We start from the raw sequence: 14,948 nt of genomic DNA on the forward strand, positions 1-14,948 counted from the left end.
TGGTGCCGTCGGTTCACCTGGTGTGCATGGTGTACGCACAGTCAGTCACGACTTGGGAGGTACGTCAACACCGCGCGACGGAAAGGGCTTTGGGCCGCGACCGCACGTAAAGCCCAGGCCAGAGGTGAGGTCGGGCTCAGTTGACCGCGAGCCGGAAGGCCATCCGGCCGAACCCCACCTGATCACCCTCGCGGACGACGGCGGCGCCGATGACCCGCCGGCCGTTGACCGTGGTGCCGTTGGTGGAGCCGAGATCGCGCAGCACCCACATGCCGCCCTGACGGCTCAGTTCGGCGTGGACGCGGGAGACCGTCTCGTGGGTCAGCCGCAGACCGTTCGCCGGGTCGCGGCCGATGCGCAGCGCGTGGCCGCTGCCCGGGTGCGGCAGCAGCAGCTTGGGCAGGCGCTCGGCCTGCCACGCCCTGCGCAGCCGCACCGTGAAGCCGGAGACCGCCTCGACGGTGCCGAACACCAGGCGCGAGACCCGGCTCTCCTGGGGCAGGTCCGCGGTGAGCACGGCGAGTTCGTCGGACCGGCGCGCGATCAGGGCCAGCTCCATGCGGCGCACGAACGTGTCGTGCGACAGGCGGCCCATGGCGACGCCGTCACGGAGCACCTTCAGCACCTTGTCGCGCTCCGCGTCGGACAGCCGCGCGGGGTACGTGTTGAACTCGAAGGACGACGTCACGTTGGTGATTGTCGGGCAGTGAACCCCGGGTGTCCAGAAAACGAGACAACGGCCGCCGCGCGCGCGTGCCTGACGACACCTGCCGCAAAGGGGAGGATTCTCAGGCGGATTGATCTCGTTTGAAGCACCATGGACGGGCTACATCACGGTGAGCAGACGAAGGGGAACCGTCCGTGCAGTTCGAGGTGTGGGCACCGCAGGCCGGCCGAGTGACGCTCCATCGCGAGGGCGCCACGCAGGCGTTGGAGCGCGATCCGGAACGTCCCGGTTGGTGGTGGGGAGAAGCGGAGGCCGGGGACGGCACCCGGTACGGCTTCGCGCTGGACGACGGCCCCGTCCTGCCCGACCCGCGCTCGCGCCGTCAGCCCGACGGCCCGGACGGACTCAGCGCGGTCGTCGAGCACGAGCACTTCGCCTGGCGTACGCAGTGGTCGGGCCGTGCACTGCCGGGAGCGGTCCTCTACGAGCTGCACGTGGGCACCTACACGCCCGAGGGCACCCTGGACGCGGCCGCCGCCCGTCTCGACCATCTCGTCGAACTCGGCGTCACCCACGTCGAGTTGATGCCCCTGTGCCCCTTCCCCGGGCGGCACGGCTGGGGCTACGAGGGCGTCTCCCTGTGGGCGGTGCACGAGCCCTACGGCGGTCCTGAGGCCCTGAAGCGCTTCGTCGACCGGGCGCACGAGGCGGGCCTCGGGGTCGTCCTGGACGTGGTGCACAACCACCTGGGTCCCTCGGGCAACTACCTGCCCGCCTTCGGCCCGTACTTCACCGACACCCACCACACGCCCTGGGGTTCCGCGGTCAACCTGGACGCCCCCGGCTCCGACGAGGTGCGCGCGTATCTGCTGGGCAGCGCGCTGTCCTGGCTGCGGGACTACCGGATCGACGGCCTGCGCCTGGACGCCGTGCACGCGCTCGCCGACACGCGCGCGTGCCACTTCCTGGAGGAACTGTCGACAGCCGTCGACGCCCTCGCCGCCGAGCTGGGGCGGCCGCTGTTCCTGATCGCCGAGTCGGACCTCAACGACCCACGGCTCATCACAGCGCGCGCACAGGGCGGCCTCGGGCTGCACGCGCAGTGGAACGACGACTTCCATCACGCCCTGCACACCGCGCTGACCGGCGAGTCGCAGGGCTACTACGCCGACTTCGCCCGCGCCCCCCTGGCCTCGCTCGCCAAGACCCTCACCGGCGGTTACTTCCACGACGGCACCTACTCCAGCTTCCGCGGCCGTGTCCACGGGCGCCCGCTGGACCGTACGCGCGTGGCGGCGCACCGGCTGCTGGGCTACTCCCAGACCCACGACCAGGTCGGCAACCGCGCCCAGGGCGACCGGCTGGCGGCGTCCCTCTCCCCCGGCCTGGCGGCCTGCGCGGCGGCGCTCGTCCTGACCGCGCCCTTCACGCCGATGCTGTTCATGGGTGAGGAGTGGGCGGCGGGCACGCCCTGGCAGTTCTTCACCGACCACACCGACCCCGAGCTCGCCGACGCCGTACGGCGGGGCAGGCGGCGGGAGTTCGCCGCGCACGGCTGGGCCGAGGAGGACGTGCCCGACCCGCAGGACCCGGCGACCCGCGACCGCTCCTGCCTCGACTGGTCCGAGCCCGAACGCGAGCCTCACGCGCGGGTGCTGGCCTGGTACCGCCGGCTCCTCGCGCTGCGGCACGAGCAGCCGGACCTCACCGACCCCGACCTCGCCGACATCAAGGTCGCCCACGACGAGGCCCAGCGCTGGCTGGCCTTCCGCCGCGGGGACGTCCGGGTGGCCGTGAACCTCGCGAAGTCGCCGGCGGCGATCCCGCTGGGGCCCCGCGAGGCCCGCGTCCTGGCCGCCTGGGAGCCGGTGGAGGCACCGGGCGCGGACGGGGTGCTGCAGGTGCCCGGGGAGTCGTGCGTGGTGCTGCTGCAGGCGTGACCTCACGGGGTCCTCCGGTGCAGGCGGCAGCGGTCAGGGTGGCTCCTGGAGTTGTGCAGCCGATGAGTGAGGTGCAGCGCGGCGTCGATGAGCCAGTCGGAGATCGTCATGCTTCGAGCATCCGGCTCCGGCCCCGTCGCGCGCCTCGGCCCACGGGTGGAGCGAGGGTGGAAAAGACCAGGTGGAGACGGCTACAACCCCACGTCGTCGGTCTCCTCGTCCCGGAGCTCGGTGACGCGTTCCAGCAGGATCGCCTCCCAGGCGCGCCGCAGCCGGACGCGCAGGAGAGGCAGGGGCTCGGCGGCGCGGCCGTGCAAACCCGCGGCGAGACGGATCACGGTGTCGCAGCGGGCGAGCCACAGTCCGCGCAGGCAGGGCCGGGCGCCGTACCCGGCGAGGGTGGCGGCGCGCACGGCGGCGGGCGAGCCGACGGCGAGCGCGAGGCCCGCGATGTCCTCGGCGGGGTCGCCGACGACCGCCCCGGTCCAGTCGAGGACGCCGCGCACCCGGCCGTCGGGGCTGATCACGAGGTGTTCGCCGGTCAGGGCGTGGTGCACGAGGACCGCGCCGCCGGGCTGGGCGGCGAGCTGGACCGCGGCCGCGGAGGTGAGCTGCTGGAGCCGGACCGGGTCGAACTCGTCCGCCTTGCCGAGGAGTTCGGCGGCCCGGGCGGCCTCCCTGCGCAGCGCCTCCAGGGAGCGCGGGGCGACGCGGGGGACTCCGAGCGCCTCGGCCTGCCGTACGGGCACCTCGCGCAGCCCGGTGAGCAGGCCTGCCAGGTCGGCCTCGCCGACGGCGGACACGTCGTGCTCCTCCGCCGAGCCGCCGGGCAGCCTGGTGTCGAGGGTGTAGGCCAGCCCGGGCGCCCACTCGCCCTGCGCCACGCTGGTGGGCACCGCGAGGGGGACGTGCGGGCGGACCAGGTCGCGCAGCCGCAGCTCGCGGCGTCTGCGGGTGGAGGCCTCGCGGTCGCCGGCCAGGCGCAGGACATGGCGGGTGCCCACCCACCAGGTGACCTGGCCGCCGCCCTCGGCGACGGGCCGGACCTCGGGCCCGCCGGTGTCGGGCGTGCTGTCCTTGAGCAGGGAACGGACCAGCCGGCGGACCGTGTCCGCGGTGGGTGTCGGTGCCTGGGTCATGGTCGCGCCGTAGTCGCTCGGGGGTGGAGGGGCTCCTGGGGGTCGGTCAGTCCACTATGACCATCTCGCGGGTGGTGTCGTTGAGCCTGCGGCCGCCGTCCTCGGTGACGGTGACGATGTCCTCGATGCGTACCCCGAAGCGGCCGGGCAGATAGACGCCTGGTTCCACGGAGAAGCACATGCCCGGGACGAGGGGCTGTTCCTCGCCCTCGATCATGTACGGCGGTTCGTGGGTGGTGACACCGATGCCGTGCCCGGTGCGGTGGATGAAGTACTCGCCGTACCCGGCGTCGGCGATGACCGCGCGGGCGGCCCGGTCGACCTCCTGGCAGGGCACGCCGGGCCGTACCGCGCGGAAGCCCGCTTCCTGTGCCGCGCGCACGAGGTCGTGGACCCGGCGTTCCTCGTCGGTGGGTTCGCCGACGTGGACCGTGCGGGAGGTGTCGGAGCCGTAGCCGTCCTTGAGGCCGCCGAAGTCGAGGACGACCATGTCGCCGCGTTCGATGAGCCGGTCGCCCACCTCGTGGTGCGGGTTGGCGCCGTTCGGGCCTGAGGCGACGATGGTGAAGTCGACCTGGGAGTGACCGAAGCGCCGCAGCAGGCCGGCGAGGTCGGCGGCCACCTCGGACTCCCTGCGGCCGCCGAAGGGAACCTTGCGGATCTCCTCGAACGCCGCGTCGGCGGCCGCTCCCGCGGCCGCCAGCAGTTCCAGTTCGGCCGTGTCCTTGACGGCGCGGAGCATCGGCAGCGCCTCGGTGAGGGAGGCGTACGACGTGCCGGGCAGTGCCTTCTGGAGGCCGAGCAGGTGCATGGCCCAGGCGTTGTCGCTGACGCCGAACCGGCCGCCGGCGTCCAGGAGGGCCGCGGTGGCGGCGTAGGGGTCCTTGCCGTCGGTCCAGTCCCGCAGGGTCAGGGCGCTCGCGCCGGTGGCCTTGGCGGCGTCCGGGGCCTCCAGGGTGGGCACGACGAGGACGGGGTCCTGTCCGGGGGTGAGGACCAGCAGGGTGAGCCGTTCGGTGACGGCGGTGGGCGCGTAGCCGGTGAGCCACACCAGGTCCGGGCCCGGGGCCACGAGGAGTCCGGCGAGTCCGGCCTCGGCGGCCGACCGCGCCGCGCGTTCCATGCGCGCCCTGTAGTCGTCGGCGACGAAGGGCGCTGCGGTGCCGGTCATCGGGGGCCTCCTGGGCGGGTGAAGGTCTTTGAAGGTCTTTGGGCAGCATCCTGCCCGGACGGCGGAGCCTGCGCGAGCGGGTCGGCGTGTCTTTCGCGCGCAGAGGACGGGACGGGGTGCCTGTCAGCTCTCCAGGACCATGCGGACGCCGAGGAGCAGCAGGACGCCCCCGGAGACCTGTTCCAGGCGCCTGCGCACGCCCGCGCGGGACAGCACGGCCCGCAACCGGCCGACGAACCACACGTAGAGGCCGTAGTAGCCGATCTCGTAGACCGCCCAGAGCGCGGCGAGCCCGGTCATGGTGGGCAGGTGCGGAGCGCCCTCGGGCACGAACTGCGGGAGGAAGGACATGGCGAAGACGGCCGCCTTGGGGTTGGCGAGGTTGAGCAGCAGTCCCGCGCGGTAGGCGGCCCAGCCGGTCCTGCCGGTGCTCTCCCAGCCGTCGTCGGCGGCCCCCTTGGCGCGGCGCGCCTGCCGCAGCGCCTGGACGCCGAAGGCGACGAGCACGACGCCACCGACGATCCGCATCACGTCGTAGGCGATCTCGGAGGCCGTCAGCAGGGCGGTCAGGCCGAACGCGGCGACGACGCCCCAGACGAACACGCCGGTCTCGTTGCCGAGCACGGTCAGGAAGCCGGAGCGTCGGCTGTGCAGGGACTGCTTGATGATCAGCACGGTGCTCGGCCCGGGGGACGCGGCGATGAGGGTGCAGGCCCCCAGGAAGGCGATGAGCGTGGTCGGCATGGGCTCATCGTGACGCCGGTGGCCGGATCCGGACCAGTGGTTTTCCGTCCCGGTCGGCGGAAGCGGCTTGATCAGCCGGTACGTCTGACGCCGGGACCGGATCGAGCCGTGGGAAGCGGGTCAGGTGACGACTCCCGGTACGGCTGTCAGCTGCTGGTAGCCGCCGCTGCGGTGGCGGACCGTCAGCACCACCTCGCGGCCGGGCCGGGCGCCGGCGACGGCGTGCGCGAGGTCACTTGCCGTGTCGACGCGGGTCCGGCCGAAGGCGAGGAGTACGTCGCCGCGGACCAGGCCCGCCGTGTAGCCGGGGCCGGGGACGTGGACACCGACCACCAGCGCGCCCGCCTTCTCCGCGTCCACGGCCTCCACACCGAGGGTCGCGGCGGCGGCCGCGGGCCGGGGAGCGGTCGTCGGTGCCGCGGACGACCGGGCGGGGCCCGGGTGCGCCGCGGCGGACGCGCCGCCCTGGTGAGGCCCTGTCCGCCGTTGGAGGTCGGCCAGTCTGCTCATGCCTGCCACCGTGGCGCCCACCGTGCCGAGGCCCACGCCCGACAGCACCAGGAGGGCCGCGACGAAGAGGCCGAACAGCAGGGTCGTCAGCCGGCGTCCGCGCCGCCGCGCGGCGTGCGGGCGCCGGACGGGCCGGGACCTGCCGCCGCCGGGCTCCCGGCCGGGCATCGGCTTGGGACGCAACGCAGTCTGTTCCATCGATCGCCTCCGGCTGGATCACCACCGTCTGGTGCCTACCCGGCGCACCGGCGCGCGACGAGCCACGAACGAGTGAGACTGACGGGTGGTCAGGAGCGGGAAGCGGCTGGAACCAGCAGGTCGACGAAGTCCGCCGCCGCCCCGCTGGGCGCGCCGGCGTACACCAGTTCGGTGCGGTGCACCACCCGCGGGTGGGCGATCGGCACGGCGACCGTACCCGGCACGTCGGTGGCCGCGGACCGGGGCAGCAGGGCCAGACCGTGTCCGGCGGCGGCGAGGGCGGTCAGGACGGCCACGTCGGTGCCCTCGTAGCGCAGGGCGCCCCGGAAGCCGTGACCGCCGTTCGCGGCGCGGAGCCGGGCCAGCGGCAGGGCGGTGTCGGGGGCGTCCAGCCAGCGGGCGTCGGCGAGGTCGCCGAGGCGCAGCCCGGTGCGCCGGGCCAGCGGATGCGTGTCGGGCAGCAGCACGCACACGGGCTCCTCCCCGACCGACCGGGTGCCCAGCGGGGCCACGTCGGGCAGCCGCAGCGGGTCGCTGGGGGCGACCAGACCGTCGGTCAGGCCCAGGTCGGCCGTGCCGGTCGCCACGGCCGCGGGGACGGCGTCACGGCCGACCACGCGCAGGGTCACACCGGCCGCCGGAAGCGCGGCGAGGATCCGCGGCCCGAGGGCGGTGGGCGCCGCCGCGAGGGTCAGTCCGTGCGTCGGCGCGGCCGCCATCCGGGTCACGTCCGCGCGAGCCGCGTCCAGGCGCAGCAGCAGCGGCTCGGCGTGTTCCAGGAGCCGCCCGCCGGCCGCCGTGGGGGCCACGGGGCGCCGGGTGAGCAGCGGCGCGCCGAGATCCTGTTCGAGCGCCGCGATGTGCTGCGACACCGCCGACTGGGTGTAGCCCAGTTCGCGGGCGGCCTCGGAGAAGGAGGCGAGGCGGGCGACGGTGACGTAGGTGCGCAGGAGGTGCGGGTCCATGCGCCCAGCATGGCATCAGGTGTGCTTATCGAGCATGCAGTAATCATCGTTGGACGTGATCCTCACGTGGCGTTCAGGATGACGGACATGACGACGAGAACAGCACCTACGACACCGGCGGCGCAGGCGGCACGGACAGCGCGGAGAGACCGGACCGCCCGGATCGCGCTGGTGGGCGACCGCTCCCCCGACGTGGCCTCGCACGTTCGCATCCCTGGCCTGCTGGACGCCCTCGTCGAGCGCGAGCGGATCGTGCTCGACGCCTACTGGATCCCGTCCGAGGACGCCGGGGACACCGACGCCGTACGGGGGTTCGACGCGGTGTGGGTCGTGCCGGGCAGCCCCTATCGCAGTGAGGCGGGTGTCCTCACGGCGATCCGTACCGCGCGCGAGGCGGGCATCCCCTTCCTCGGCACCTGCGCGGGGTTCCAGCACGCGCTGCTGGAGTACGCCCGCGATGTCTGCGGGCTGACGCGGGTGGCGCACGCCGAGAACGACCCCGACGCCGACGACCTCCTCATCGAGCCGCTGGCCTGTTCCCTCGTCGACCACGAGGGTGTGGTGAACGTCGATCCGGACTCGCTCGCCCGGTCGGTGATCGGATCCGAGCGGACCGTGGAGCGCTACTTCTGCGCCTACGGGCCCTCACGCCACCTGGACACCCTGCGCGCGCACGGCCTGCGCTTCTCCGGCTACGACGAGGACGGCCACGTCAGGATCGCCGAACTCCCCGGTCATCCCTTCTTCCTGGCCACCCTGTTCCAGCCCGAGCTGTCCGGCGACGGCTCGCGCCCGCACCCGGTCGTCCGAGCGCTGGCGCGAGCCGCGGTGGAGTACGCCGCGGGTGGGGAGCGACAGCCCGTGTGACCCTCGCGGTGGCCGCCGTGCGCCCCGCCGTGGCCGAACTTCAGGCCCGGCTGGACACCGCTGACCCGAGTGCCCTCGCCGACGACTTCGAGCGGCTCGGTGAGCCGGTGCGGGCCGAGCGGCCGCGGAGCCCCTGTGGTCAGCCGGCCAAGGGGAGGGCCGGTGGCCGGTCCGGGAGGAAGCGGTGGGCGCGGCGGGCCAGGTGCTCCGCCTTGTAGCGGTCGACCGTGCGGTGCCAGTGCAGGATGCCCGCCATCCAGTGCTGGAGGTCGCCCACATAGCTCCGCATGACCTCGCGGGCCTCCTCCGAGAGCCCGAAGTCGTCGTAGAGGACGGGCAGTTCGTGCGCGGCGACATGCTCGAACTGCTGCATGCGCTGGGTCATCAGGTCGTGGACGACCCGCAGCGCGCTCGGGTAGTCGATGCCGAAGAAGTTCTGCACGACAAGGATCGCGTTGTGGACCTCACCCTCGTACTCGATCTCCTTCTGGTAGGAGAAGACGTCGTTGACCAGGCACGCGTAGTCGGCGGCGGCGTTCTCCAGGGAGCGCACGGGGCCGCTGCGGTAGACCTCCGGGGGGACGGCGGGGCCGTGGCCCATCCGGCACATGCTCATGGTGAGGTCGGAGCCGAAGGTGGCCCGCCGCATCTCCAGGTAGTCGACCGGATCGGGGACGCGGTGCTGGATCTGGTTGGCCAGCTCCCAGAGCCAGCTCTCGGTCATCACGTTCACGGCGTCCTTGAGGGTGCGCCGCTGGTCGGGGGTCATCTCCGCGGTGGTGCGGGCCCACAGGTCGATCAGGCCGCGCTCCATGGCGTTGACGGGGACGAGGGTCTGCTCGCCGTCGAGGGGCATGCAGTCCGACAGGCGCTGTGTGGTGAGCCGGGCGGCGGCGAGGTCGCGGCGGCCGCCGTAGACGAGGGGGTAGTAGTCGTCGCCGTAGGTCCCCCAGGCCAGCCAGTGCGAGCTCAGGTCCAGGGCCTCGGGGCTCGCGTCCGGGTCGATGCCCGCCGAGCACAGGGGGAGGTCGGCGGCGGCGAGCTTGTCCTCGTCCCAGACGCCCTCCTGGAGCATGCCCATGCGGTGCGCCCACTCGGCGAGCCGGGGGCGGGCACCGGGCAGGTGCGGGCTGTGCTCGACCTGGAAGGGCATGTAGAGGTCGGGCAGCAGGGAGGGACCGACCTTCTGGAACGGCACATGCGTGTGGGCGCGCAGCCGCTCGGCGCCGGCCGCGGCGAGCAGGGCGCCGACGTCGGCGGCCGAGGTGCCGCGGCCGGTCAGGGTCTGCCAGGGGGAGGTGGTGTCGGCGCGGGCGTTCATGTAGCGGCTGGAGCGCATGTGCCATTCGTGGCCGCCGGACTGCCAGTCCTGGAGGCCCTGGGTGTACCGGGCGACGGCGGTCACCTCCTGCGGGGAGAGACCGTTCTCCAGGGCGACCGCGGGAACCTCGGTGAGGGCGGTGTGCTCGAACTGGTGGAGGCGGGAGGTGAGGACGTCGTTGACGATGTCGGCGGCCTCCTGGGTGGTGCAGCCGAAGAAGGTCTCCAGGACGAGGACGCCGTTGCTGAGCTCGCCCTCGTCCTCGACCTCGCGCTGGTAGGAGAACAGGTCGTTGCGCAGGTGGACACCGTCGGAGAAGGTTTCCATCAGCACCCGCAGGGGCCGGGTCCCGGCGACGGACGCCGGCACCTCGGCCGTCGCGTACTCCACCAGACCGGCCGACCAGGGGGCACCGCCGACCTTGCGGCGCATCTCGATGTACTCGACGGGGTTGGCGATCCGCCCCTCGTTGATGTTCGACAGCTCCCACAGGGACTCGTTGAGCAGATGCTCGGTGGCGACGGCGAAGCGGCGGCGCCAGCCGGCGGACATCGACGGCACGGTCCGCGTCCACAGGTCGGCCAGGCCCGCCTCGACCGGGTTCTCCGGCTCCGGCATCGGGGTCGACAGGTCCATCGGCATGAACAGGGGCAGCCGGTCCAGGTAGGCCTTGCCGCCGGCGCGGTCCTGGGTGCGCTTGAAGGTCTCCAGGAAGTGGTCGTCGAAGAAGAACACCCACACGTACCAGTCGGTGATGAGCGAGAGCGCGGGGCCGTCGCAGTCGGGGTGTGTGTAGGCGCAGAGCAGGCCGTAGTCATGCGCGTCGAGGTCGGACTGCTCCCAGATCCCGGACCCCTCCAGCATGCCCATCTCGCGCGCCCACACGGTCGAGTGGGCGCGGGCCTCGTCGACGTGCGGGTTCAGCCGCGCGGGGTACGGCATGTAGAAGTGCGGGAGTTCGAAGGGCTGCTGCGTCATGAGCCGGGCCCTACCCAGGGCTCTCCGTCGGCATCCGCCGCGGCACACATGATCACACCATCGCGTGAATCCGGACCGAACTGGGGAGTTCCAGGCGGCACTTGTGGCGTTCGGAGGGTGTGGGGGCGTTCAGGTGCCCTGAACTCTGCTGTCGCTGTCCTGGGCACCGCTGTCGCTGCGGCCCCTGTCCTGAACACCCTGGCCGCGGACCGCCCGCCCCACTTGCGCCCGCAGGGCGACGAACTCCGGCAGCCCCCGGGTGGTGATCTGGTCCCGCCGCCCGGGGAGCGGGACCGGCAGATCCAGGACGATCCCGGAGCCGGGGCCCGCGGAGAGAACAACAACGCGGTCGCCGACGTAGACGCTCTCGTCGATGTCGTGGGTGACGAACACGATGGTCGTGCCGTCGGTGCGGTGGACCTCCAGGAGCAGGTCCTCCAGGTCCTCGCGGGTCTGGGCGTCCAGGGATCCGAAGGGTTCGTCCATGAGGAGGAGGGCGGGGCGGCAGACGAGGGCGCGGGCGATGGCGACCCGCTGCTGCATACCGCCGGAGAGCTGCCAGGGGTGACGGCGGGCGGCGCCGGACAGGCCGACGCGGTCGAGGATGCGGTCGGCCTCGGCACGCCGTTCGGCCCGGGCGAGGCCGCGGCGGCGCAGGGGCAGGGCGACGTTGTCGCGGACCGTGAGCCAGGGGAACAGGGAGCGGCCGTAGTCCTGGAAGACGACGGCCAGACTGTCGGGGACGCCGTTGACGGGGGCGCCGTCGATCGTGATCGTGCCCTCGCGGGCGGGCAGCAGACCGGCGATGGTCCGCAGCAGGGTGGACTTGCCGCAGCCGGACGGGCCCACGACGCACAGGAGTTGGCCCGCGGGGACGGTGAGGGTGATGTCGTGCAGGACCCGGTGGTCGCCGTAGTGCTGGCCGACCGCGGAGAGCTGGAGCATGGGGTCGGTCCCCTGTTCCTGGGTACGGGTCGCGTGGCTCGTGTGGGTCATATGACTTACGTGGCCCTCCCCCTGCCGAGCAGCCGTTTCTCGACCGCCAGCAGACCGGTGTTGAGCAGATGCCCGAGGGCGCCGAGCAGGACCAGCGCGGCCCAGACCGTGAGCAGGTCCGAGCGGGTCTGCGCCTCGGTGAGCGTGAAACCGATGCCGTTGGCGGTGCCCGGCAGCAGTTCCGAGAAGACCATGAGGATGAGGGAGAGCGAAAGGCTCAGGCGCAGCCCGGCGAAGACGCGCGGCAGCGCGGAGGGCAGCACGAGGAACCACAGGCGTTCGGCGGTGTTCAGGCGCAGGACCGCGGCGACGTCGAGGCGCAGCGGGTCGGTGTTGCGGACGCCGGCCGCGGTGTTGATCAGGACCGGCCAGACGGCGCTGAAGGCGATCGAGGCGATCTGCATCGGGGTGCCGAAGGCGAAGATCACGACGAAGACGGGGACCAGGGCGGGGGGCGGCACGGCCCGGGCGAACTGGAGGACGGGGTTGGCCAGCGCGTACGCCCACCGCGACCGCCCCACCACGACACCCAGCACGACCCCGGCGACGGCCGCCAGCGCGAACCCGGCGCCCATCCGGCCGAGGCTGGGCAGGATGTCGTCCAGGGCGGCCGGGCTGAGGAAGAGATGCCGGACGGGCCCGTCGAACCACAGCTCGTGCATGTGCCGCGCGATGCGGTCCGGGGCCGGGAAGTAGACGCTGTCGCGGGCCCGGGCGGCCACCTCCCACACACCGACGGCGAGAACGAGGACGAGCCAGCGCAGGAGGGCGGGGTGGGGGGTGGTGGTACGGAGCCGGCGCGCCGGTGCCTTCGGCGACTGAGGGGACTGAGGGGACTCAGGTGACTGAGGTGACTGAGGTGACTGAGAATCAGGTGACTGGTGTTCCAGCGGCGAAGGCAGCGACCAGGACCGGCACGTCTCCCCCTCCGACCACGGCGTCCACACCCCCTCCTCGCCCGCCCCGCTCATCGGGTCACCCCGCGCCCGGCGCTGCCGCCCGCCCGGTGTTCCGGTGTCCAGGGGAACAGGCGTCGCTCGCCCCACACCAGCACGCCGTTGATGACGAGCCCCAGGGCCCCCGCCCACACCACACCCGCAAGGACGTCCCTCGTGCCGTCCGTCGCCAGGCCCGCCTGGGCGATGAAGATGCCGAGGCCCTCGCCGAAGCCGGAGAGGATCTCCGTGGCGACGGCGAGGATGAGGGCGACGGCGGCGGAGATACGGATGCCGGCGGCGATGAAGGGGGCCGTGGCGGGGAGTTCGGCGCGCAGCAGGACCGTGAGGCGGCCGAATCCGAAGGCGCGCAGGGTGTCCTTGGCCAGGGGGTCGGCCTCGCCCAGGCCGTAGACGGTGTTGAAGAGGATCGGCCACACCGAGGCGTACGCGATCAGCGCGACCTCGGTCTCGGTCCCGGAGCCGAGGAGCAGGGAGACCAGGGGGATCAGGGCCACGGACGGCAGCGGCCGCAGCAACTCCACGATCGTCCGGGCGGCCGCGTCGACGAGGGGCACGCTGCCCAGGAGCAGCCCGAGCGGTACGGCGATCGCGCAGGCGAGGCCGAGGCCCAGCGCCCAGGCGCGCAGGGTGACGCCGATCCCGTCGAGGAAGACGGAGTCACCCGCCAACTCGAAGGCGCGGGCGAGCACTTCGGAGGCGGGCGGGAGATAGCTGCGCCGGACCAGCCCGGCCCGGCTCACCGCCTCGGACACACCGAACGCGAGCACCGCGCCGAGGAGACCGAGCCAGAACTCCTGACGCGTCCTCAGCCACCGCACGGCGAACGCCCCTTCAGCCCCGCCCCCGCAACCCCCCTCACTTCACCAACAGCCCCGCGACGTCGATCGGCTTCTTCAACATCTTCTGCTTCTCCATCAACGCGGTCAGCCGGGCGATCCGCGTCCCGTCCATCGTCGCCGGATACACCGGGAGGTCGATCTTCTCCGCCTGCTCCTTCGTGACCTTGGTGTACGTCGGCAGCACCTCACGCACCAGGGAGGGATCCGCGTCGGCGAGCTTCACCGCCGCCTTCAGGGCGCGTTGGAACCGGGTGAGCGCCTCGGCGTTCTTCCCGGCGTACTTCTCCGTCGTGATGTACCCGCTGAGCGGGATCGACCCGACCGGCGCGGAGGAACCGTCCACCAGCACCCTCGCCCCCGACTCGTCCTGGATGGCGCTGTCGAAGGGCTCGACCGCGTGCACGGCGTCGACCTGTCCCTTGTCCAGGGCGGCGCCCATCTGCGGGAAGGGGATCTGCCGGTAGACGGGCCGGGCGACGCCTCGTTTCGCCAGGATCTCGTTGAAGGTCAGCGACTGGACGTTGTTGAGGACGTTGACGGCGAGCTTCTTGCCCGCGAGGTCGGCGAGGGTCTTGATGTCCGAGTCCTTCGGCACCAGGACGTCCATCATGCGCGGCGCGGCCCTGATCGCCTCGGCGACGATCCGGATGTCCAGGGTGCCCTGGTCCTGGGCCTGGAAGTAGGTGACGTAGTTCGCGCCCGCGACCATGTCGATCTGGCCCTTGGACAGGGCGGGCAGCGCCTGGAGGCTCTGCTGGATCTGCTGGATGCGGACGTCGAGCCCCTCCTTCTGGAACAGCCCGCGGTTCTGCGCGATGTAGAGCATGGCGCAGTCGCTCAGGGGCAGTGCGGCCACCCTGACCGTCGTGCGCCCGCCGTCCGAGGACGCCGGGTCCCCGTCACCGCCGCAGGCCGTGAGCATCAGCGCGAGGGCGGCCGCGACGGCCGCCGCCTTCCCGCTTCCCGAACGCCAAGGTCGTAACGCCAGTCCCCACGTCATCCGGGCATGATGACCGATCGTTTGGCGTGATCACTACACCAAGGTCAGCCGAATCGTCACTCCTTGGAGAACTGCGAAAGGATCTCCTCCGCGACCCGGCCGAGCGCGTCCGGCGGCGCCTCGGTGGCGACCGGCAGCCACAGCGAGCAGGCGGTGAGCCCGGCGTCGGCCAGCTGCCCGAGCTCCTCCCGCACCCGCCCGGCGGACGGCTCCGCTCCCCCCAACGGCCGTCGCCCTGGCGGCTGTACGGCCGCCTCGAAGCCCGGGGGTACGAGCATCTGGCCCGCCGTCAGCTCCAACGGCGTGGCCGGATCCCGCCCCGTCTCCTCGGCGAGCTCCGCCAACCGGCCCCGCACCTCGGCGAGTCCGGCCGCGTCGAGCCCGGAGCCGTGTGCCACGCGTCGCCGAACCGCAGCGTCGCCCCGGCGAAGAGCCGCGTCACCTCCGCCTGGTCACGCCCACCGCTCCCGTCGGCAGATGACTGTTCGCGATGAGGCAGTCGAAGCCCAACTCCTCGGCGGCGCGGGCGGTTTCGAGGACGTCGTCGAGCTCGGTCTCGTGAGCGGGCCACAGGCGGTGCGGTGCGACTCCCGGACGCATGGCCGCGAGTCGCACTTCATCAACCGGATCACCCCCCTTCACGTCCGCCTGACA

15 protein-coding genes are annotated in these 14,948 nt (G+C 72.7%); 2 read left to right on the top strand and 13 right to left on the bottom strand.

What is annotated here, in order from left to right:
• Positions 1 to 136 precede the first annotated feature (136 nt).
• Complete coding sequence (locus ACFYZ8_RS22620) at positions 137 to 688, bottom strand: DUF1707 and FHA domain-containing protein (protein ID WP_007385491.1); 552 nt, start codon at positions 686 to 688, stop codon at positions 137 to 139.
• Positions 689 to 861: 173 nt separating this feature from the next.
• Here ACFYZ8_RS22620 and treZ point away from each other — a divergent pair, with 173 nt between their 5' ends.
• Positions 862 to 2,607, top strand: coding sequence for a malto-oligosyltrehalose trehalohydrolase (treZ, locus tag ACFYZ8_RS22625; protein WP_359028817.1), 1,746 nt, complete (start codon positions 862 to 864; stop codon positions 2,605 to 2,607).
• A gap of 191 nt (positions 2,608 to 2,798) precedes the next feature.
• Here the strand turns inward: treZ and ACFYZ8_RS22630 are convergent, their stop codons facing one another.
• The 5 genes from ACFYZ8_RS22630 to ACFYZ8_RS22650 all read right to left on the bottom strand — a co-directional run bounded on the left by ACFYZ8_RS22630 (position 2,799) and on the right by ACFYZ8_RS22650 (position 7,334).
• Positions 2,799 to 3,746, bottom strand: coding sequence for an aminoglycoside phosphotransferase family protein (locus ACFYZ8_RS22630; protein WP_388537029.1), 948 nt, complete (start codon positions 3,744 to 3,746; stop codon positions 2,799 to 2,801).
• 46 nt (positions 3,747 to 3,792) lie between these two features.
• On the bottom strand, positions 3,793 to 4,917 hold the full coding sequence (locus ACFYZ8_RS22635; protein WP_388537030.1) for an aminopeptidase P family protein: 1,125 nt from the start codon (positions 4,915 to 4,917) through the stop codon (positions 3,793 to 3,795).
• 123 nt (positions 4,918 to 5,040) lie between these two features.
• On the bottom strand, positions 5,041 to 5,661 hold the full coding sequence (locus ACFYZ8_RS22640; protein WP_359028820.1) for a LysE family translocator: 621 nt from the start codon (positions 5,659 to 5,661) through the stop codon (positions 5,041 to 5,043).
• A gap of 120 nt (positions 5,662 to 5,781) precedes the next feature.
• Positions 5,782 to 6,369, bottom strand: coding sequence for a PDZ domain-containing protein (locus tag ACFYZ8_RS22645; RefSeq protein WP_388537032.1), 588 nt, complete (start codon positions 6,367 to 6,369; stop codon positions 5,782 to 5,784).
• Between the two features lie 89 nt (positions 6,370 to 6,458).
• Entirely contained in the window at positions 6,459 to 7,334 is an 876-nt protein-coding gene (locus tag ACFYZ8_RS22650; protein WP_359028822.1) for a LysR family transcriptional regulator, read from the bottom strand.
• Positions 7,335 to 7,412: 78 nt separating this feature from the next.
• On the opposite strand from ACFYZ8_RS22650, the gene ACFYZ8_RS22655 reads away from it, so the two are divergent.
• Positions 7,413 to 8,201 (top strand): hypothetical protein, encoded by a 789-nt coding sequence (locus tag ACFYZ8_RS22655; RefSeq protein ID WP_388537034.1) that lies wholly within the window; start codon positions 7,413 to 7,415, stop codon positions 8,199 to 8,201.
• Positions 8,202 to 8,340: 139 nt separating this feature from the next.
• Here ACFYZ8_RS22655 and cyc2 read toward each other — a convergent pair whose 3' ends face one another.
• From cyc2 to ACFYZ8_RS22690, 7 genes are all read right to left on the bottom strand, one after another.
• Positions 8,341 to 10,500: a germacradienol/geosmin synthase Cyc2 gene (gene cyc2 / locus ACFYZ8_RS22660; RefSeq protein WP_359028824.1), complete on the bottom strand. Its 2,160-nt coding sequence runs from the start codon at positions 10,498 to 10,500 to the stop codon at positions 8,341 to 8,343.
• 129 nt (positions 10,501 to 10,629) lie between these two features.
• Entirely contained in the window at positions 10,630 to 11,445 is an 816-nt protein-coding gene (locus ACFYZ8_RS22665) for an ABC transporter ATP-binding protein (protein ID WP_388537356.1), read from the bottom strand.
• 56 nt (positions 11,446 to 11,501) lie between these two features.
• Complete coding sequence (locus ACFYZ8_RS22670; protein ID WP_388537036.1) at positions 11,502 to 12,218, bottom strand: ABC transporter permease; 717 nt, start codon at positions 12,216 to 12,218, stop codon at positions 11,502 to 11,504.
• A gap of 245 nt (positions 12,219 to 12,463) precedes the next feature.
• Complete coding sequence (locus ACFYZ8_RS22675) at positions 12,464 to 13,273, bottom strand: ABC transporter permease (RefSeq protein WP_388537037.1); 810 nt, start codon at positions 13,271 to 13,273, stop codon at positions 12,464 to 12,466.
• Positions 13,274 to 13,310: 37 nt separating this feature from the next.
• Positions 13,311 to 14,294, bottom strand: a complete 984-nt coding sequence (locus ACFYZ8_RS22680) for an ABC transporter substrate-binding protein (protein WP_388537038.1) — start codon at positions 14,292 to 14,294, stop codon at positions 13,311 to 13,313.
• Between the two features lie 56 nt (positions 14,295 to 14,350).
• Complete coding sequence (locus tag ACFYZ8_RS22685; protein WP_388537039.1) at positions 14,351 to 14,692, bottom strand: hypothetical protein; 342 nt, start codon at positions 14,690 to 14,692, stop codon at positions 14,351 to 14,353.
• A gap of 40 nt (positions 14,693 to 14,732) precedes the next feature.
• A complete protein-coding gene (locus ACFYZ8_RS22690) occupies positions 14,733 to 14,894 on the bottom strand; it encodes a hypothetical protein (RefSeq protein ID WP_388537041.1) in 162 nt (53 codons plus the stop codon).
• Between the last annotated feature and the right edge of the window lie 54 nt (positions 14,895 to 14,948).

It is taken from the genome of Streptomyces sp. NPDC001668 (assembly GCF_042893155.1).
Taxonomy (GTDB): Bacteria; Actinomycetota; Actinomycetes; order Streptomycetales; family Streptomycetaceae; genus Streptomyces.

Bases quoted from the DNA above. Each gene is read 5' to 3' on its own strand.
- ACFYZ8_RS22655 (WP_388537034.1), top strand. From the start codon at position 7,413: ATGACGGACATGACGACGAGAACAGCACCTACGACACCGGCGGCGCAG.
- ACFYZ8_RS22650 (WP_359028822.1), bottom strand. From the start codon at position 7,334: ATGGACCCGCACCTCCTGCGCACCTACGTCACCGTCGCCCGCCTCGCC.
- cyc2 (WP_359028824.1), bottom strand. From the start codon at position 10,500: ATGACGCAGCAGCCCTTCGAACTCCCGCACTTCTACATGCCGTACCCC.
- ACFYZ8_RS22635 (WP_388537030.1), bottom strand. From the start codon at position 4,917: ATGACCGGCACCGCAGCGCCCTTCGTCGCCGACGACTACAGGGCGCGC.
- ACFYZ8_RS22680 (WP_388537038.1), bottom strand. From the start codon at position 14,294: ATGACGTGGGGACTGGCGTTACGACCTTGGCGTTCGGGAAGCGGGAAG.
- ACFYZ8_RS22690 (WP_388537041.1), bottom strand. From the start codon at position 14,894: ATGCGTCCGGGAGTCGCACCGCACCGCCTGTGGCCCGCTCACGAGACC.
- ACFYZ8_RS22640 (WP_359028820.1), bottom strand. From the start codon at position 5,661: ATGCCGACCACGCTCATCGCCTTCCTGGGGGCCTGCACCCTCATCGCC.
- ACFYZ8_RS22630 (WP_388537029.1), bottom strand. From the start codon at position 3,746: ATGACCCAGGCACCGACACCCACCGCGGACACGGTCCGCCGGCTGGTC.
- ACFYZ8_RS22645 (WP_388537032.1), bottom strand. From the start codon at position 6,369: ATGGAACAGACTGCGTTGCGTCCCAAGCCGATGCCCGGCCGGGAGCCC.
- ACFYZ8_RS22665 (WP_388537356.1), bottom strand. From the start codon at position 11,445: ATGCTCCAGCTCTCCGCGGTCGGCCAGCACTACGGCGACCACCGGGTC.